16 protein-coding genes are annotated in these 18,525 nt (G+C 75.7%); 10 read left to right on the forward strand and 6 right to left on the reverse strand.

The window, feature by feature from the left end; translation table 11 throughout:
- Nucleotides 1-420 precede the first annotated feature (420 nt).
- Genes IE329_RS06390 through IE329_RS06430 form a run of 9 tightly spaced genes read left to right on the forward strand, consistent with a single transcriptional unit; the run spans nt 421 to nt 11,892 of the window.
- Entirely contained in the window at nt 421-1,290 is an 870-nt protein-coding gene (locus IE329_RS06390) for a glycosyltransferase family 2 protein (protein WP_229927209.1), read from the forward strand.
- Nucleotides 1,287-2,702, forward strand: coding sequence for a glycosyltransferase family 2 protein (locus IE329_RS06395; protein ID WP_229927210.1), 1,416 nt, complete (start codon nt 1,287-1,289; stop codon nt 2,700-2,702). Before IE329_RS06390 ends, IE329_RS06395 begins: the two co-directional genes overlap by 4 nt.
- The gene (locus IE329_RS06400; RefSeq protein WP_190209805.1) at nt 2,702-3,967 is read left to right on the forward strand and encodes a glycosyltransferase family 2 protein; all 1,266 of its coding nucleotides are present in this window, start codon (nt 2,702-2,704) and stop codon (nt 3,965-3,967) included. Before IE329_RS06395 ends, IE329_RS06400 begins: the two co-directional genes overlap by 1 nt.
- Nucleotides 3,967-5,349 (forward strand): lipopolysaccharide biosynthesis protein, encoded by a 1,383-nt coding sequence (locus tag IE329_RS06405; RefSeq protein ID WP_190209806.1) that lies wholly within the window; start codon nt 3,967-3,969, stop codon nt 5,347-5,349. Before IE329_RS06400 ends, IE329_RS06405 begins: the two co-directional genes overlap by 1 nt.
- On the forward strand, nt 5,346-6,362 hold the full coding sequence (locus IE329_RS06410; protein ID WP_190209807.1) for a glycosyltransferase family 2 protein: 1,017 nt from the start codon (nt 5,346-5,348) through the stop codon (nt 6,360-6,362). The genes IE329_RS06405 and IE329_RS06410 overlap by 4 nt, the downstream gene beginning before the upstream one ends.
- A 12-nt stretch (nt 6,363-6,374) precedes the next feature.
- Nucleotides 6,375-7,187, forward strand: a complete 813-nt coding sequence (locus IE329_RS06415) for a polysaccharide deacetylase family protein (RefSeq protein WP_190209808.1) — start codon at nt 6,375-6,377, stop codon at nt 7,185-7,187.
- A 54-nt stretch (nt 7,188-7,241) separates the two neighbouring features.
- Nucleotides 7,242-9,194: a glycosyltransferase gene (locus IE329_RS06420; RefSeq protein WP_190209809.1), complete on the forward strand. Its 1,953-nt coding sequence runs from the start codon at nt 7,242-7,244 to the stop codon at nt 9,192-9,194.
- Between the two features lie 50 nt (nt 9,195-9,244).
- Nucleotides 9,245-10,642, forward strand: coding sequence for a glycoside hydrolase family 16 protein (locus IE329_RS06425; protein WP_190209810.1), 1,398 nt, complete (start codon nt 9,245-9,247; stop codon nt 10,640-10,642).
- A 17-nt stretch (nt 10,643-10,659) separates the two neighbouring features.
- On the forward strand, nt 10,660-11,892 hold the full coding sequence (locus IE329_RS06430) for a carboxylate--amine ligase (protein ID WP_190209811.1): 1,233 nt from the start codon (nt 10,660-10,662) through the stop codon (nt 11,890-11,892).
- 115 nt (nt 11,893-12,007) lie between these two features.
- On the opposite strand, the gene IE329_RS06435 is transcribed toward IE329_RS06430, so the two are convergent.
- On the reverse strand, nt 12,008-13,231 hold the full coding sequence (locus IE329_RS06435) for an NAD(P)-binding domain-containing protein (protein ID WP_229927211.1): 1,224 nt from the start codon (nt 13,229-13,231) through the stop codon (nt 12,008-12,010).
- A 195-nt stretch (nt 13,232-13,426) separates the two neighbouring features.
- Entirely contained in the window at nt 13,427-14,050 is a 624-nt protein-coding gene (locus IE329_RS06440) for a GTP cyclohydrolase II (protein WP_190209812.1), read from the reverse strand.
- 240 nt (nt 14,051-14,290) lie between these two features.
- Here IE329_RS06440 and IE329_RS06445 point away from each other — a divergent pair, with 240 nt between their 5' ends.
- On the forward strand, nt 14,291-15,055 hold the full coding sequence (locus tag IE329_RS06445; protein WP_190209813.1) for a VOC family protein: 765 nt from the start codon (nt 14,291-14,293) through the stop codon (nt 15,053-15,055).
- Here the strand turns inward: IE329_RS06445 and lnt are convergent.
- From lnt to IE329_RS06465, 4 genes are all read right to left on the reverse strand, one after another.
- Complete coding sequence (lnt, locus tag IE329_RS06450; RefSeq protein WP_190209814.1) at nt 15,031-16,593, reverse strand: apolipoprotein N-acyltransferase; 1,563 nt, start codon at nt 16,591-16,593, stop codon at nt 15,031-15,033. The two genes, IE329_RS06445 and lnt, sit on opposite strands and share 25 nt — an antisense overlap.
- Nucleotides 16,594-16,710: 117 nt before the next feature.
- The gene (locus tag IE329_RS06455; protein ID WP_190209815.1) at nt 16,711-17,748 is read right to left on the reverse strand and encodes an NAD(P)-dependent alcohol dehydrogenase; all 1,038 of its coding nucleotides are present in this window, start codon (nt 17,746-17,748) and stop codon (nt 16,711-16,713) included.
- Entirely contained in the window at nt 17,745-18,002 is a 258-nt protein-coding gene (locus IE329_RS06460; protein ID WP_190209816.1) for a helix-turn-helix transcriptional regulator, read from the reverse strand. Before IE329_RS06460 ends, IE329_RS06455 begins: the two co-directional genes overlap by 4 nt.
- Complete coding sequence (locus tag IE329_RS06465; protein ID WP_190209817.1) at nt 17,996-18,424, reverse strand: hypothetical protein; 429 nt, start codon at nt 18,422-18,424, stop codon at nt 17,996-17,998. Before IE329_RS06465 ends, IE329_RS06460 begins: the two co-directional genes overlap by 7 nt.
- Between the last annotated feature and the right edge of the window lie 101 nt (nt 18,425-18,525).

An 18,525-nucleotide genomic window follows, 5' to 3' on the forward strand; every position in this document is an offset into this window, starting at 1 on the left:
TTCATGGGCACGATGAGGCCCTGGCACCGCACCTCGTGCGGAGAGCACATTGGCCAGTTCAGGCAAGTCCGGCGCTTCGGCGCCCACGCAGTACCGGCGCTCCGGCGCCCCAGCGGACCGGCACTCCGCAACTCGCGCCCAGCGCACGTCAGGCGGACACGGTTCCGGCGCACGTCAGGCCGGCAGAGACCGCGTCACCGGCAGCAGCCGGCGCGTAGTGCGTCACCAGCTGCGCAGCACCTCACGAGCGGCACGGCCGCGCCCTGCGGCCCGACCGTCGTGACCCGCGCACCGCCCTCCCGTCCGGGGGATTCCCACCCGGGCCGCGCCCTGCCGACAACCACAGCGGGCGCCCGCTCCGTCACGACCGGTACGCCGAGGACACCGGCGTACCCGTCGCCTCCCGAGAGGCAGCCTTCGATGAGTACCACTCTGCCCCCTGACGCCCCGCCCCACCCGGCCGACGACGGCCGGCCGAGCCGGCGGGCGAGCGACCGCGTCACCAGCCGCCGCCCCCTGCGCCGGTCGACCGACCCGGTCAGCAGCCGGCGGCCGATGCGCCGTTCCGGCGACACCGTCGCCACCACGCACACCGTGAGCCTGGTCATCCCGGCCAGGGACGAGGCCCGCAACATCCCCTGGGTGTTCGAGCAGATCCCCCGCTGCGTCGACGAGGTCCTGCTGGTCGACGGCGCCTCGGTCGACGCGACGATCACGGTGGCCAGGCGCTGCCTGCCGACCGTCCGCAGCGTCAAGCAGAGCGCCCCCGGCAAGGGCAACGCCCTGCGCTCCGGCTTCGCGGCCGCCACCGGCGAGTACATCGTGATGATGGACGCCGACGGCTCCATGTGGCCCGGCGAGATCCCGCACTACCTGCACTTCCTCGACAACGGCTACGACTTCGTCAAGGGCTCGCGCTGCATCGCCGGCGGCGGCTCGCTGGACCTCACCAGGATCCGCGCGCTCGGCAACCGGGCGCTGCTCGCCGTGGTCAACCGGCTGTACGACAGCAGGCTGACCGACCTGTGCTACGGGTTCTGCGCCTTCCGCCGCGAGTTCCTGGACGAACTGGACCTGCGCTCCTCGGGCTTCGAGATCGAGGCCGAGATGATCGCGCACGCTCTGCGCTCCGGCCTGCGCATCGCCGAGGTGCCGAGCCTCGAACTTCCCCGCCGCAGTGGTCGCTCGCACCTGCACGCCGTCTCCGACGGCCGAAGGGTACTGCGGACCCTGCTCGCCGAGCGCCCCGGCGCCCGGTCCGCGGCGCCCCTTGCCGTGGGGGAGGGATGATGAATGGCTCCGACCGGCGCACCGCAGCGGCCTGCCCCTGCCCAGTCGCCCGCGACTCGCTCTACACCCCCGTTCGGATCGTCGAACTGGACCTGGACGAACCGAGCGGGCTGCGCCCGCCGGGGGGCTCCGGCGCCGTCGACCCGGAAGGCCGCGTGTTGGCGTTGGTGCGGCTGCACGGACACCCGCTCGGATTGGTGAAAGCCACCGGCGCGCGCGGCGACCTCGCCGGGCTGCGCCGGGCGCTGGTCGATGCCGCCCATCGCGAGCTGCGGGTACCCGCCCGGTCCGACCGGACACCGGCCGCGATGACCCCGGCACCGTTCACCGCACCCTCCGTGCCCCGGCTCCCCGCCGCCGCACCCCGACCGGCCGAGCCGGCCGGACAGACCACCGCGGCACCCGCGGCGCGCCCGGGTCGGGCCGGCCGCGCCCGGGTGCCGGCGGACCCGCCCCTGATCAGCGTCATCGTCGCCACCCACAACCGGGAAGGCATGCTGCGCCAGTGCCTCGACTCCCTGCTGCGGAACGGCTATCCGCAGGTCGAGATCATCGTCGTGGACAACGCCCCGGCGAGCGACGCCGCCGAAACGCTGGTCCGCGGGCGGTACCCGGGCCGGGTCCGCTACCTGCGCGAGCCGGTGGCGGGCCTGGCCCGGGCCCACAACTGCGGCCTCGACGCGGCCCACGGCGAGCTGTGCGCCTTCACCGACGACGACACCCTCGCCGACCCGGCCTGGCTCACCTCGCTGGCCGCCGCCTTCGCCGCCGACCGCCGGATCGGGTGCGTCACCGGCCTGATCCTGCCGGCCGAGCTGGAGACCCCCGCCCAGGCCGCCCTGGAGAACCACGGCGGCTTCGGCAAGGGCTTCGCCGCCCGGACGTGGTCGCTCGCCGACCGCCGCCACGAGCCGCTCTTCCCGTTCGCGGCCGGGCGCTTCGGCTCCGGCGCCAACATGGCCTTCCGGACCGCCGAACTGCGCGCCATCGGCGGGTTCGACCCCGCCACCGGCACCGGGACACCCGCCCACGGCGGCGACGACCTGCTGGCCTTCTTCCGGATGCTGGTCGCCGGGCACACCCTGGCCTACGCGCCCGACGCGCTGATCTGGCACCGCCACCGGCGCACCATGGACGCCCTGCCCGCCCAGGCCTTCGGCTACGGCGCCGGCTTCGGCGCCTACCTGGCCGCTGCCCTCACCCATGAACCCGCCATGCTGCCCGCGCTGCTGCGCAGGCTCCCGCAGGGCCTCGGCCTCGCGGCCGGCCGGGTCCGCAGCCGGCCCGCCGCCGGCGGCCGGCCCTCGCTGCGCCTCGCCCGGCTGGAGATCCAGGGCCTGGTCTACGGGCCCGTCGGCTACCTGCGCAGCGTCTGGAAGCAGCGCGGCGTCCGAGCAGAGAGTTGTCCGTGATGTCTGACCGCACTGCCGGCCCGGCCCCCGCGCTGGCCCGGATCGTCGAACTCGACCTGGACGAGCCGAGCGGCCTGCGCCCGCCCGGTGCGGCCGGCACCGTCGAGCCGGCCGGCCCGGTGCTCGCGCTGGTGCGCTCCCAGGGGCACCCGATCGGACTGGTCATGGGCAACGGCGCGGCCGGCGACCCGGCCGGCCTGCGCCGGGCCCTGGTCGAGGCGGCCCGCGAACTCCCGCTCCCGGACCGGCCCGACGGGCCCGCCCCGGTGTCCGGGCCCCCCGCGACCGCCCGGCGGCCGCTGGTCAGCGTGATCGTCTGCACCCGCGACCGGACGGAGATGCTCCGGCGGAGCCTGGACTCGGTGGTCCGCACCGTCTACCCCGAGGCCGAGATCATCGTGGTCGACAACGCGCCGACCAGCGACGCCACCGAGCAGCTCGTCCGCACCCGCTACCCGGACCGGATCCGCTACGTCCGCGAGCCGGTGCCCGGTCTGTCCTGGGCCCGCAACCGGGGCCTGGCCGAGGCCCGCGGCGAGATCTGCGCCTTCACCGACGACGACGCCATCGCCGACCCGCACTGGGTGGACGCCGTGGTGGAGACCTTCGCCCAGGACGAGGCCGTCGGCTGCGTGACCGGGCTGGTCCTGGCCGCCGAGCTGGAGACCGAGGCCCAGGTCCTGCTGGAGCAGTACGGCAGCTCCGCCCGCGGCTACGCGGCCCGGAGCTGGTCGCTGCGCGACAGCGCGGACGACCCGCTGGTCCAGTTCTCGGTCGGCCGCTTCGGCTGCGGCGCCAACATGGCCTTCCGCACCGACGTGCTCCGCGGGTTCGGCGGCTTCGACACCGCGACCGGCGCCGGCACCCCCGCCCGCGGCGGGGAGGACCTGCTGGCCTTCCTGCACGTGCTGAGCAGCGGCCGCACCGTGACCTACCAGCCCGACGCGATCGTCTGGCACCGCCACCGGCGCACCATGGACGCCCTCACCACCCAGGTCTTCAACTTCGGGGTGGGGTACGGGGCCTTCCTGGCCGCGGCGGTGTCCCGCGAGCCCGGCCTGCTGGTCGAGCTGGTGCGGCGGCTGCCCCGCGGGGTCTGGAACTGGCAGGCCGCCCGCCGCCGCCACGTGCGGTCCGCGCCGTCCGCCCGGACCGTCCAGCGGCGGCTCGGGCACCTGGAGTTCGGCGGCCTGCTCTGCGGCCCGTTCGCCTACCTGGTGAGCCTGTGGAAGCAGCGCGGCCTGCAGCCGGGGGAGTGGCCGTGATGTCCGTCCTCGCCGCCCGGCGGACCGCCTCCGCGCGGCCGTGCTCCTGCCCGCAGCCCCTCCCCTGCCAGTGCTCGTACGCCACCCTGCTCAAGGCCCGCGTCAAGGCCGTCCGGGTGACCGGCCGCGGGGAGCCCCTGCTGCGCAACGGCCACATCCTGGCGGCCAGTTCGCTGCTGGCGGCGGGCCTGGGCTCGATGTTCTGGATCCTCGCCACCCGCTCCTACAGCGCCGAGACGGTCGGCCGCAGCTACGCCGCCCTCGCGGCCGCCTCCTTCCTCTCCACCCTGGGCAGCTTCAACCTCGGGGACGTCCTGGTGCGGTTCGTGCCGACCGCCGGCCGGCACACCCGCCGGCTGGTCCTGCGCTGCTACGTCACCAGCGCCGTGTTCAGCGCGCTGGCGGCCGGCGCCTTCCTGCTGCTGATCCCGCTGATCGCACCGGGCCTGGCGTACCTGCGCGAGCCGGTGATGGCGGCCGCCTTCATGGCCGCGACGGCCGGCTACGCGCTGTTCGTCCTCCAGGACGGCGCGCTGACCGGACTGCGCCGCACCGGCTGGGTACTGGGCGAGAACGCCCTGTTCGCGATCGCCAAGTCGGGGATGCTGGCCCTGTGCGCCGCGCTGGCCGTGGGGACGGGCATCCTGGTCTCCTGGTCGGTGGCGCTGGTCCTCGCGATCCTTCTCACCAACCTGGTGCTGTTCGGCCGGGCGATGCCCGCGCGGCTGCGGTCCGACGGGTCCGGCCCGCCCGACGCCGCGCCGCCCCAGCGGGTCGCGCGGTACGCCACCGCCGACTACGTCGGCAACCTGTGCAGCGTCGCCACCTACAGCGTCGTGCCGCTGCTGGTGCTCAACCACCTCGGCGCCGGGCAGAGCGCCTACTACTCGCTGGCCTTCATCATCGCCGACACCCTGTACGTGGCCGCGTTCAGCATGGGCCACTCGCTGGTCGTCGAGGGGGCCGACGCCCCCGAGCGGCTGGTGGAGCTGGCCCGGCACATGCTGCGCCACTCCGGCCTGCTGCTGGCCGGCGCGGTGGCCGTGGTGGTGGCCGCCGCCCCCTGGATCCTCGGGCTCTTCGGGCCCGACTACGCCTCGCACGGCACCACCGTGCTGCGCCTGATGGTGCTCGCCGCGGTACCCAACGCGGTGCTCAGCGTCGCCATCCAGGTGGCCCGGGTGCGCCGGTCGGTGACCTGGATGATCGGACTGCGGCTGGCCTTCGCCGTCGTGGTGATCAGCCTCGCCGCGGGCCTGCTGCCGCTGCTGGGCCTCAACGGGGTCGGCCTCGCCTGGCTGGCCGCCGAATGCGCCCTCGCCGTCCCGCTGCTGCTGACCCTGCGGCGCTGGCTGCCCCTCGCGAACCGGAGGCCGACATGACCGCCCCAGCCGAACCCACCCTGTCCGTCGTCGTCTGCGCCTACACCCCGGACCGCTGGGACGACATCTGCGCCGCGGTCGCCTCCGTCCGCGCCCAGCACCCGCCGCCCGCCGAACTGCTGCTGGTGATCGACCACTGCCCCGGGCTGGAGCGCCGGGCCGCCGCCGAACTGCCGGCCCGGGTGCTCGCCAACACCGGCCCCAAGGGCCTCTCCGGGGCCCGCAACACCGGGATGGCGGCCGCCGCCGGCGAGGTCGTGGCCTTCCTGGACGACGACGCCGTCGCCGCCCCCGGCTGGGCGGCCCGGCTGCTGGCCGGCTACCGCGACCCCGCCGTGCTCGGCGTCGGCGGCCTGGTCGAGCCGTGGTGGGAGACCGGCCGCCCCCGCTGGTTCCCGCCCGAGTTCGACTGGGTGGTCGGCTGCTCCTACCGCGGTCTTCCCCGGCACGCCTGTGCGGTCAGGAACTTCATCGGCGCCAACATGTCCTTCCGGCGGGCCGAGGCGCTCGCCGCCGGAGGGTTCCGCACCGAACTCGGCCGGGTCGGCAGCAGGCCGCTCGGCTGCGAGGAGACCGAGCTGTGCCTGCGGATCGCCGCCCGCACCCCGGCCGCCCTGCTGCGCCACGAACCCGGCGCGGTGGTCCGCCACCACGTCCCGCCCGCCCGCACCAGCTGGGCGTACTTCCGGGCCCGCTGCTACGCGGAGGGCCGCTCCAAGGCCGTGGTGGCACGGCTGGCCGGCGCCCGCCCGGCGCTCTCCAGCGAACGCGGCTACCTGCTGCACACCCTGCCCGGTGCGATCGCCCGCGGGCTGCGCCGGGGCGAACTGCGGAGCGTCGGGGCGACCCTCGCCGGCGCCGGGACCACCGCCTTCGGGTACGCGCTCGGCAGGCTCGCCCGGCCGGTGCCGCCGGGGCGGTCCGGCCGCCGCGGCGGGCCCGCCCCGCGGGTGCCCGCCGCCGAGGCGCCGGCCACCGAGGGGTCCGCCACCGCCGGGCCGCGGAGCGCGTGAGGAGTATTGATCATGATGGCCGTGCCGGTCTTCCTCTACCACTCGGTCTCGGACGACCCGCCGTCGTGGATCGCGCCCTTCACCGTGACCCCACGCGTCTTCCGGGAGCAGCTCGACCGGATCACGGACAGCGGCCTGTCGGTGGTACCGCTGCGCCGGCTGGTCTCCGCCCTCCACGGCGGACCCCCGCTGCCGCCCGGATCGGCCGTCCTGACCTTCGACGACGGATTCGCCGACTTCTACTGGACGGTCGCGCCGGTCCTCGCCGACCTGGGCATGCCGGCCACCCTCTACGTCACCGTCGGGGCCGTCCACCCGCCCGGCGGGCAGCCCACCGGCAGCCTGCTGCCGCCCGCCCGGATGCTGAACTGGCGCCAGGTCACCATGCTGGACGCGGTCGGCATCGAGATCGGCGGCCACTCCCAGACCCACGCCCAGCTGGACACCGTCCAGGCCCGGCAGTGCGCCGACGAGGTCGTCGGCAGCAAACGCCGGCTGGAGGAGGCGCTCGGCCACGAGGTCACGGCCTTCGCCTACCCGCACGGGTACTCCAGCCCGGGGCTGCGCACCAAGGTGCGCCAGGCCGGGTGGACCTCGGCGACCGCGGTGGGCAACCGGTTCAGCTCGAACGCGGACGACCCGATGCGGATCTCCCGGCTGATGGTCCGGGGCGACACCCCGCCGGCCGTGTTCGAAGACTGGACGGCGGGCCGCGGGGCCGGCGTGGCGCCGGCCCCGGAACGCCTGGCGACCAAGGGCTGGCGGACGTACCGCCGCCTGCGGGCCGCGCTGGGCAGCCCGGTCGGCGGACCGGAGCTGCTGTGATGGACACCGTGCGAGACCCGTCACCGTGCGGGGCCCTCCCGAGGAGGCAGTCGGATGATTGAGCAGCAGATCACCGACACGCCGCGCCCGCCCATCCGCTGGGCCCGCCGCTCGGGCCCGGCCGTCCGGCCCGTCCGCCGGACCCTCCGGCAGCGGCTCGCCGCCCCCGGGGTCGCCGGCTGGGCGGTGCGGGCCCCGCTGCCGGTCGCCCTGGTGCTCTGGCTGGTGGCGCTGCGCGGCGCGCGGCTCGACCGGATGGGCACCCTCGGGCTGCTCCAGGCGCTCCCGCTGCCCTACTGGCTGGGCCTGGTCGTCATCACCGTCGGCTTCGCCGCCGCGCTGCGCGACCCCAGGCTGCCGCAGCGCTGGCCGGCCGCCTACGTGCTGGGCCTGATCACGATGGTCCACGCCACCCCCAGCGTGCTCTACCCGACCCTGCGCTACGCCTGGGCCTGGAAGCACATCGCGATCGTCGACGCCGTGATGCGGCACAACGGCACCGTCCCGAACGCCCACGAGCTGGACATCTACAACCGGTGGCCCGGCTTCTTCGACCTGAACGTGCTCTTCCTGCGGGCGACCGGCCTGCACTCGGCGCTCGGCTACGCCTCCTGGTACCCGCTGCTGGCCAACGTCCTGCTGATCGGCCCGCTGCTGCTGATCTACCGCTCGCTCACCAAGGACCGCCGGCTGATCTGGGGCGGGGTCTGGCTCTACTTCGCGACCTCCTGGGTCGGGCAGGACTACTTCGCGCCGCAGGCCTTCGCCTACTTCCTGTTCCTGATCGTGATCGGGCTGGTCCTGCGGCAGCTGGCGGCCCGGCGGGCGGCCGCCCGCGCGCCCGGCGCCCCCTCCCCGGAGCCGTCCGCCGCACCGCCCGTGGCGCCGTCCGCGGTACCCGGGGTGCCGGGCGCGCGGGCCCTGAGCCTGTTCACCGACGCCCCCGCGCGCGGCGGCTGGCGGCTCGCCCCGTTCGGTCTGCTGCTGGTGCTGACCGGGGCGATCGTCACCTCCCACCCGCTGACCCCGATGATGCTGATCAGCTTCCTGCTGCTGCTCTCGCTGCCCCGGGCGAACCGCGCGGTGGTGCTGCCGGTGCTGGCCGCCGCGGCCGGCCTGACCCTGCTCTGGGACGCCACCGTGGCCCGCCCGTACCTGGCGTCCAACATCAGCGCCCTGGTCGGCGCGCTCTCCTCGCCGGACCGCAACGCGGTGTCGGGCTTCGCCGGGCTGGCCGCCGCGGCGCCGGCCCAGGTGATGGCCTCCTGGGTGGACCGCGGGCTGACCGCCACCGTCCTGCTGCTGGCCCTCGCGGCGGCGTGCCGCCGCCGCTGGCGCCGGACACCGCTGCCGCTGCTCCTGCTGGCGCCGTTCCCGCTGCTGCTGGCCAACCCGTACGGCGGAGAGATGATCTTCCGGGCCTACCTCTTCGCGCTGCCGGCCGCCGCCTTCCTGATCGCGACCCTGATCGCCCGCACCCCGCGCCACCCCCGGACCGGGACGGTGGTCCACTCGGTCGTGCTGCTGGCCCTGCTCGCCGGGACGCTCTGCGGCTACTACAGCAAGGAGGCCATCAACTACTTCACCCCGCAGGAGGTCGCCGCCGGGCAGTACCTCGCCCAGAACGCGCCGCCCGGTTCGCAGATCGTGGTGCTCACCGCGGACCTGCCCGGGTTCGAACTCCGCTACGAGCAGCGGGTCCGCACCGTGCTGGCCCAGCAGACCGTCGCCGACCGGCGCGCCCTGCTGGCCGATCCGGCGTCCACGCTGGAGAGCACCATGTCCGACCCCGCGGTGGTCGGGCCGTCCTTCCTGGTGCTGACCCGGGCCCAGGCCGCCGAGTGCGAGCTGACCGGCGTCTTCCCCACGGACACCCTGGGGAAGGTCCGGCTCGCGGCGTCCGGCATGCCGACCCTGCGACCGGTCTTCGCCAACCACGACGCGGTGATCTACCGCCACGTCACGCCCGTGGTCGGCACCGGCCTGTTCGCCGCCCACCCGCGCTGAGGTGGGCACGGTGACCGGGACGCGGGCACAGTGAGGAGGTGGGAACAGTGATGAGGCGGCCGCGGTGGATCACCCCGCGCGGGGTGCTCGCCCTCTCCGGCTGGGCGGCCCTGGCGGCCACCCTGCTGCCGGCCGGCGGCCCGCTGCGGGTCGCGCTGACGGCCGCCTTCCTGCTGGTCTGCCCGGGCTTCGCGCTGCTCCTGCGGGCCCGGCCCACGCCGGCCCCGCTGGCCACCCGGCCCGGCCGGACGGCCACGGCCGCCCTGGTGGTGGCGCTGAGCACGTCGGCGTCGCTGCTGGTGGCCGTGCCGCTCTTCCTGGGCGGCGCGTTCACCGTGGCCAGGGCACTGGCCGTGCTGGCGGCGCTGACCACGGCGCTGGTGCTGCTGCCGCGCCGCCGCCGGGCCGTCCCCGAGCCGTGGAAGCGGGCCCCGGAGGAGCACGGACCGCAGGGGAGTGAGCCGCGGCGGGCCGCCGCCCCGGTCCCGGAGCGGCCAGGCTCCCCGTCCGGCTCCCCGTCCGGCTCCCTGCCCGGCTCCCCGTCCGGTCGGGGGACGGCGCGGCGGCAGGCCGCCGGGCTGTCCGTCGCCGTCCTGCTCCTGCTCAGCACGGCCTGCGCCGGCGCCCTCACCAGCTCCGGACGGCCGCTGACCGCCGACCCCGAGCCGTCCGACACCCCCGGGAGGCTGGGCACGCCCGCTCCCACCGACCAGCCGGTGGCCCCGGGCCCCTGGCACCAGGTCTTCCGGGACGACTTCGACGGGACGACCCTGAACGCCTCCGACTGGGTGACCTGCTACGACTGGGTGCTCGGCGGCGGCTGCACCAACGCGGGCAACGGCGAGGAGGAGTGGTACCAGCCCGGCCAGGTCGAGGTGTCCGACGGTGTCCTGACGCTGAACGCCCAGCGCGGCAAGCAGCACGGCAGCGACGGCCGGACGTACCCCTGGGCCTCCGGCATGGTCAGCACCGGCCGTGACTCGTACAGCGGTACACCCCGCCACACCTTCACCTACGGGTACTTCGCCGCGGCGGTCAACGTCCCGGCGGAGCCGGCCGGCTTCTTCCCGGCCTTCTGGCTGATCCCCGCCGCCACCCGGGGCACCCCGCCCGAGCTGGACATCGCCGAGTTCCCCAACACCAACCAGTACCTGGACATGAACCTGCACTGGCGCACCCCCGACGGCAACGACGCGCACGTCGGACGCCGCTACGGCCCGGCGGAGTTCGCCTCCGGGTACCACGTCCTCGCGCTGGACTGGGAGCGCGACTCCGTCACCTGGTACGTCGACGGGGTAGAAAGGTTCAAGGTCGCCGATCCCTCGCAGGTCCCGAACGTGGCGATGGAGCTGGTGATCAACCTCGCGGTGGGCTACCTGCAGTCACCGCCGCCCACCGTCGACACCGCCCAGCTCCACGTCCAGTGGGTCGGGGTCTGGCAGCACTGAGCGGAGGAGACACCGGCATGGGACGCAGCGGACCGGCCCTGGACCCCGAGGTCCCGGTGCTCGCCGTCAAGGTGGGGCGCTACCCGCAGACGCCGAGCCACCTCGGCGCGGTGCGCTCCTTCGGCCGGCTCGGCGTCCCCGTCTACGCCATGGTCGAGGACCGGTTCACCCCGACGGCCGTCTCGCGGTACCTGACCGGGGCCTTCGTCCGGCCCAGCACCGGGCGCGAGCCCCCCGAGCAGCTGCTCGCGGCCATCGTGGCGGCCGGCCGGGCGATCGGCCGGCCCAGCGTGGTGGTGGCCACCGACGACGAGTCCGCCGTCCTGCTCGCCGAGCACCGCGAGGAGCTGGCGCCGTACTTCCTGCTGCCGCCGGTGCCCGCCGCGCTGCCCCGCCGGCTCGCCAACAAGGTGGACCTGCACGCGATCTGCCAGGAGGCCGGCGTGCCCACCCCGCAGGCTTGCGCCCCGCCGGACCGGGCCGGCCTGGTCGAGGCGGGCCGCCGCTGGGGGTACCCGCTGGTGCTGAAGAACCTGGAGCCCTTCACCCGGCTGCGCCACCCGGTGGTCGGCCACACCACGGTGATCAGGAGCGAGCAGGAGCTGCTCGCCGCCTGGGCCCGGGCCGCGCCCGCCGACGGCCGGGCCTCCGTGCTCGCCCAGGAGTACCTGCCGGCGGAGCAGTCGCAGGACTGGATCACCCATCTCTGCTGCGGTCCCGACGGCGAGCCGCTGGTGGTCTTCACCGGCCTCAAGCTGCGCTCCTGGCCGCCCGGGCGGGGCGTCACCGCGCGGGCCCGGGCCTGCCCCAACCCGGAGCTGGCCGAGCTGGCCGCCCGGCTCTGCCGGCGGATCGGCTACCGCGGCGTCGCCGACCTGGACTGGCGCCTGGACCTGCGCGACGGCCGCTACAAGCTGGTCGACTTCAACCCCCGGACGGGCGCCCAGTTCCGCCTCTTCGAGACGGTGGACGGGGTGGACGTGCTGCGCGCCCTGCACCTCTCGCTCACCGGGCGCCCGGTGCCCGCGGGCGCCCAGCTCTCGCGCAGCTTCGGGGTGGGGCAGATCGACCTGCTGTCCGTGCTGGCCACGTCCTGGGGGGAGCGCCGCCCGCCGCGGGACGTCTGGCCCCGCCGGAGCACCGAGCGGGCCTGGCTCTGCCGGGACGACCTCGCGCCCACGGTCGCGGAGGCCGCCCGGTTCGGCTGTTCGGTGGTGCGGGTGCTGGCCGGGAGCGTCCGCCGGGGCTGACCCGGCCGGCGGACGCCGGCCGGCCGTCTGCGCGGCCACCCCCGGCCACGTCCGGGTTGGCGCGCGCCGGCCTGTATCCCTGCGGCCGGTGTCCCGGCAGTCAGTGTCCCTGCGGTCAGTGTCCCTGCGCGGCGGCGATCCCCCGGCTCACCCGGCCGGCGGCGAAGGCCGTGCCGCAGACGAAGCGCAGGACCGGGCCGAAGGTGTCCGCCGCGGAGAGCCCGGTGAAGTACAGCCCCGGGACGGAGGACTCGAAGGTGCCGGAGAGCCGCGGCGCACCGCCGTTCCCGCGGCGGACCGCCCGGCGCAGCCCCTCGTCCAGCAGGTCGAGCCGGTCGATGTCGACCCCGTACCCGGTGGCGGCCAGCACGTGGTCGGCCTCCAGCGTCTCGGTCCGCCCGCGCGGCCCGCGCAGGCCGAGCCGCAGCTGCCCGTCGGCCTGCTCGACCGAGCGGATCGCGTACCCGGTCAGCAGCGGCAGGCACCCCTCGACGCGGTCCCGCAGCCACCAGGCCCCGGACGGGCCGAGCACCGTGCGCACCAGGTGCGCCCGGGTGTTGTCCGGCAGGTACGGGAACCCCTGCGGGACACGGCTGAAGGCCACGTGCGACCAGCCGGGGCCGAGCGTGGAGCCGGGCTTGGCCAGCCGGACCGGCAGCGGGCGGTCGGCGCTGAGGTCGCTCTCCGGCGGGTCGCCGAACAGCACCCGTTGCGCCCTGGCGACCACGGTCGCCGTCGCGCCGGCCTCGTTGAGCAGCGCGGCGCTCTCCAGCGCGGACTGCCCGGCGCCGATCACCGCGACGCGCCGCCCGGCGAACACGGCCAGGTCCGCGTGGTCGGAGGTGTGCGAGGCCAGGCCCAGGCCGAGCAGCGGAGCCAGCTCGGCGGGCACCCGGGCGTACGGGCGCAGTCCGGTGGCCATCACCACCGCGCGGCTGACGTACGTCTCGCCGCCCCGCAGCGAGACCTGGAACCCGTCGCGCCGGTACTCGACGCCGGTCACCACGGCGCGCTCGACCTCGGGCACGCACCGCCGCTGGAACCAGTCGCCGTAGCGGATGAACTCGTCGATCGGGATCGGGTACCGGTCACCGATCGGGGGCAGCCCCTCCCCGGCCCGGAAGTCGCACAAGCGGTGGGTTCCGTCCGGGTCCGAGATGTTCGAGGCGCGGGGGGTGGACTTCAGGTACATCCCGGCCGGCATCGCGTCCCGCCAGCCGTCCATCGGCTCGCCCAGCACCCGGGCGGGCACCCGGCGGGCGCGCAGGTGGGCGGCGGTGGCGAGGCCGTACGGCCCGGCTCCGACCACGGTGACCGGGACGGCGGCGGGGCCCGTCACGACGGCCGCCCGGGACGGCCCGGGCCCGTGCCGGGCGGGGTGCGGTGGTTCACCGGCATCGGTGTCCTCCCTCGACGGAAGCCCCCCGTTCCAGGGTGCACCGCCCGGCCGTGCCCGGCATCCAGGGCGGCCGCACCCGGCGCCCGCCGGGGCCGTGCCCGGTGTTCGCCGGGGCCGCCCCGCCCGGCCCCGCGGTCAGCCGACCAGGCTGGGCAGGGCGATCGAGTGGCCGGTGCGCTCGACCTTGGCCCGCAGGTAGTGGACGTTGCTCTCGGACAGGTGCACGCCGGTCGGCACCCGCCGTCCCACCTCGACGCCCAGGGCCGACAGCTGGGCCGCCTTGTCGGGGTTGTTGCTGAGCAGGTCGATCGCCGGGGCGCCGAGAGCGGCCAGCATCTGCGCGGCGGCCGTGTAGTCCCGGCCGTCCTCGGGCAGGCCGAGGGCGGTGTTGGCGTCGTAGGTGTCCAGGCCGGCGTCCTGCAGCGCGTAGGCGTCCAGCTTGTTGTAGAGGCCGATGCCGCGGCCCTCCTGGCGCAGGTAGAGCAGGTACCCGCCGGCCTCGCTGATCCGCTCGACGGACTCGCGCAGCTGCGGGCCGCAGTCGCAGCGGTCGGAGCCGAAGACGTCGCCGGTGAGGCACTCGGAGTGCAGCCGCACCAGCGGGGTGCCGCGCACCTCGCCGAGGGCGAGCGCCAGGTGCTCGGCGCCGTCGTCGAGGCCGTGGAAGGTGAAGACCTCGGCGTCGGCGCGGTAGCCGTCGGGGAAGGTCAGCGGGATGCGCACGCGAGAGCGCACGGTGGCGGTGCCGTGCTGCGGCATGCCGGGCCTCCGATGCTGCGGGGGGTGGTCCGGGCGACGGGAAGGTCGGATTCGAACCGGTGGACGAGGATCGACCGTACCCCGTAGTTCCAATTTGAACAACTCCCTTTCGGAGCGGCCGCCACGTTCGGCCCAGCAGCCCCGCGCCACCCACCGCGCGGCGCCGCATTCTGTGGAAGGGCGTCCCCGAGCGCCGGGGCCCGCCCGCCCGCCCGGACCGCCCGAGAGGAACGCGGACAGATGAAGCAGACCGAAGTGACCGTCGGAGCACCCAGCTGGGCCGAGATCACCACCGCGGACCCGGCGGCCGCCAAGGCCTTCTACGGCGAGCTGTTCGGCTGGCGCGCCGAGACCGACCCGCGTCCGGAGGCCGGCGGCTACACCGTCATGCACCTGGGGGACGCCGCGGCCGCCGGACTCAGCCCGCTGTACGGGCCCGCGCAGCGCACCGCGTGGACGGTCTCGTTCGCGGTCCAGGACGCCGACGCCACGGTCGCCCGGGTCACCTCGGCCGGCGGGCAGGTCCTGATGGAGCCCATGGAGGTGCTCGACATCGGCCGTTTCGCGGTGGTCGCCGACCCGTCCGGCGCGGCCTTCTCGCTCTGGCAGGCCCGCACCTTCGCCGGCGCCGGCGTCTTCAACGAGCCGGGCTCGCTCGGCTGGGCCGAGCTGCTCACCCGCGACACCGAGGGGGCCCGGGCCTTCTACCCCCAGGTCTTCGGCTGGACGGTCGACGCCGGCGAGTCCTACACCCAGTGGGGCCTGGACGGCGCCGACTTCGGCGGGATGCTCGCGATGGGCGAGCAGTTCCCGCCCGACCTCCCGCCGCACTGGCTGCCGTACTTCGCGGTCGCGGACGTCGACGGCACCGCGGCCCGGGCCGCCACGCTCGGCGGGGACGTCCTGATGCCGCCCACCTCGGTGCCGGCCGGCCCGCGCATCGCCGTCCTCCGGGACCCGCAGGGCGCCGCCTTCGGCGTCTACCTGGCCGGCACCGAGGGCTGATCCGCGCCCGCCACCGGCGCGGCCGGCCCGGCCCCCGCCGCCGGCCGCCGCCGGGACCGCAGCGCGAGGGCGCCGGCCACGGCCGTCACGGTCACCGCCGTCAGCGGCACCACGTCACCGATCCGGTCGTACACCGTGCGCGCCTGCGGGGCGGTCAGGGGCAGCCGCACGGTCAGCGCGCCGGTGCGGTCGGTACCCAGCCGGGCCAGCTCCCGGCCCTGGGCGTCGAAGGCCGCCGAGACCCCGGTGAGCGAGGCCTGGACGACCGGGCGCCCGGTCTCGGCGGCCCGCAGCGCGCCCAGCGAGACGTGCTGCTCGGGCGCCCAGGTGTGCTGGAAGGTGGACGTCGACGACTGGTAGACCAGCACCCGGGCGCCCTCGTTCACGGCGGCCCTGGACATGTCCGGGAAGGCCGACTCGAAGCAGATCAGCGCGCCCACCGGCAGCGGCGTGCCCGTCCGGCCGGTGGCCGGCAGGACGTGGAAGGCGGTGCCGGGGGCCCGGTTCTCGCCGGCCGCGCGGGAGACCCCGGCGATCCAGCCGAGCGCCGGCCGCAGCGGGATGTACTCGCCGAACGGCACCAGGCGGATCTTGCGGTAGCGGTCGACGATGCCGTCCCGGTCGATCAGCACGGTGTCCTTGGAGATCCGCCCGTCGGCCTTGCGGGCGTCCTCGCCGGCCAGCAGCTGGGCGCCGGTGGCGGCCGACAGGCCGCGCAGGACGGCCAGCGTGGCCGGGTCCCGGTCCAGGTCGGCGGTGGTGCTGCTCTCGCCCCAGACCACCAGGTCCAGCGGCTGCCCGGCCAGCGCGGCGGTGGCCCGCACGCTCGCGTCCAGCCGCTGCCCGGCGTCCTCGACCACGCCGGGCTGGACCAGCGCGACCGTCGCGGACCCCTGCGGCGAGGGCGCCGTCCGCAGCGCGAACAGCAGCGGGCCGGCCAGCAGCACGGCGGCGGCCGCGCCCGCCGCCAGGGCACGGACCTGCCGCCGCCGGGCGCACAACAGCACGGTGACCGCCGTGTTGGCGGCCACCACCGCCGCGCTGACCAGCCAGATCCCGCCGACCGAGGCCAGCGCGAGCACCGCCGGGTGCTGCCACTGGGTCGCGCCGAGCAGGGCCCAGGGGCCGCCGAGCGCGTGCCAGGAGCGCGCGAACTCGGTGGTCACCCAGACCGCCGGGACGACCACCAGCGCGGCCAGCGCGCGCCGGGCGGTCACCGGCGGGCGCAGCAGCCGCCACACCGCCAGGCCGACGGCGCCCTGCAGGGCGCCGAACAGCAGCGCGAGCGGCAGCAGTCCCGGCCCGATCGAGGGGATCAGCCAGTACATCGCGGTGAGGATGAACCCGGCGCCGAACCACCAGCCCCGGACGGCCGCCTCCCGGGCCCCCGGGGACCGCTGCATCAGCAGCAGGCCGGGGACCAGACAGACCCACGCCAGGCTGCCGAGCCCGGCGGCCGGGAAGCAGAGCACGGGGACGGCTCCCGCGACCAGTGAGGCGTAGCGAGCGGGCTGGGTCAGGGCGGCTCGGAGTGACATCCTCCGATTGTCCGCTTCGGTGCGTAATGTCACCAGGCCACGCGGCCGGTGACGGTCGAAGAGTTCCACCCCGCCCGCCTGCCCGGCTTCCCGCCGGGGCATGCCGCGGCGGCTCGCTCAGGCCGTCGGGCCCTCCGCCGCGTCGGTCACCTCCGGGCCGGTCTCCGGGCCGGTCTCCGCCGGACCGGCCATGGTGATCGCCACCTTGCCGCGCGCGTGACCCCCGGCGAGGTACCGGACGGCCCGGGGGACTTCGTCCAGCCGGAAGCTCCGGTCGAGCAGCGGGGTGACCCGGCCCGCCTCGATCAGCCCGGCCAGCCCGCCCAGGTCGGCCCGGCCCGGCACGGCGAGCAGGCCGCGCAGCCGCTGCCGGACGAAGGGCGACAGCAGCAGGGCCCGGAGCGCCCGGTCGGTGCCGCCCAGCCACCGGCCGTCGTGCTCCCCGCCGACGATCACCAGCGTCCCCCGCGGGGTCAGCGCGCGCCGCAGCCGCGACAGCGGGCGGTTGCCGGCCGTGTCGACGATCAGGTCGTAGCGCCGCGGCCCGTCGGCGAAGTCCTCGCGGGTGTAGTCGCTGACGTGGTCGGCGCCGAGGGAACGGACCAGCTCCGCCTTCGCGGGGCCGCACAACCCGGTGACCTCCGCGCCGAAGGCCTTGGCCAGTTGGGTCGCGAACGACCCCACCCCTCCGCCCGCGCCGATCACCAGCACGTGCTGCCCGGGCCGTACCCGCCCGGCGTCGCGCAGCGCCCGCAGGGCGGTGACCGCGGACACCGGGACGACGGCCGCCTGTTCGAAGGTCAGGTTCGCCGGCTTCGGCGCGCACCGGTCCTGCCGGACCACGGCGTACTCGGCGAAGGAGCCCGCGCAGGTGCCGAACACCTCGTCGCCGACCCGGAGGCCGGTCACCTCGGGGCCGAGCGCCGTCACCTGCCCGCTGACGTCCATGCCCCGGGTCCGTACCCGGGGCGCCCGGAGCCCGACGCCGAGCCGCACCAGGTAGGGAAGTCCGGTGGTGAGGTGCCCGACGCCGGGGTCGAGACCGGCCGCGCGCACCCGCACCAGCACTTCACCGGGGCCCGGCACCGGCCTTTCCACCTCCCGCAGTTCCAGTACCTCGGGCGGTCCGTAGCTGTCCTGGACGACGGCCTTCACGGTCGGCCTCCCGCACTGTCCGGCCCGCCGGCCGGCTGGTCGTCCGGGTACTGGAAGACGTCGTCGAGCGGGACGCCGAAGGCCCCGGCGATCTGGAAGGCCATCTCCAGCGAGGGGGAGTAGCGGCCCTGCTCGATGGCGATCACGGTCTGCCGGGTGACGCCGATCCGGGCCGCCAGCTCCGCCTGGGTCATCTCGCCGTGGGTGAACCGCAGGGCGCGGATCACATTGGTGACCCTGGTCGGCCTCACCATGCCGGGAGCCCCCGGCGGTAGGCGACGATCTTGGCGGCGGAGCCGAGCACGGCGGACAGGACGAAGGCCAGGTAGGTCGCGTTGGCGATCCAGAACGGGTCGAGCCGGGCCAGCGCCATCCCGAGGGCGCTCACCCCGCCGAGCACCACGAAGGCCTGCCCGACCCGCTCGCCGAAGCGGTGGATCTCGCGGTCCCGCTGGTCCTTGCCCCCGCAGTCCTCGCGGGTGGTGAGCGCGGCCGCGATGTTCAGCACGATCGTCGCCACCACCGCGGCGAGGACGCTCCACAGCAGTGCGGCCGCGTAGGGCAGCCGGTCGAGCGGGGCGCCGCCGTCCCCGGCGAGCACGGTGGCGAGGTACCCGGCGTAGACCACGACGGTGACCACGCCCATGATCCATACGCGTTTCTCTTCGAGTGGCATGGCATCAATGTAAAGAACAACAGACACCATGTCCAGATTATTTGACATTGGAGGGGTGTGGCGACCTGGGCGCGAGGGCGAGGGCGCGGGCGAGGGCGCGA

Origin of the sequence: Kitasatospora indigofera (assembly GCF_014655955.1) — a bacterium.
Lineage (GTDB): Bacteria > Actinomycetota > Actinomycetes > Streptomycetales > Streptomycetaceae > Kitasatospora > Kitasatospora indigofera.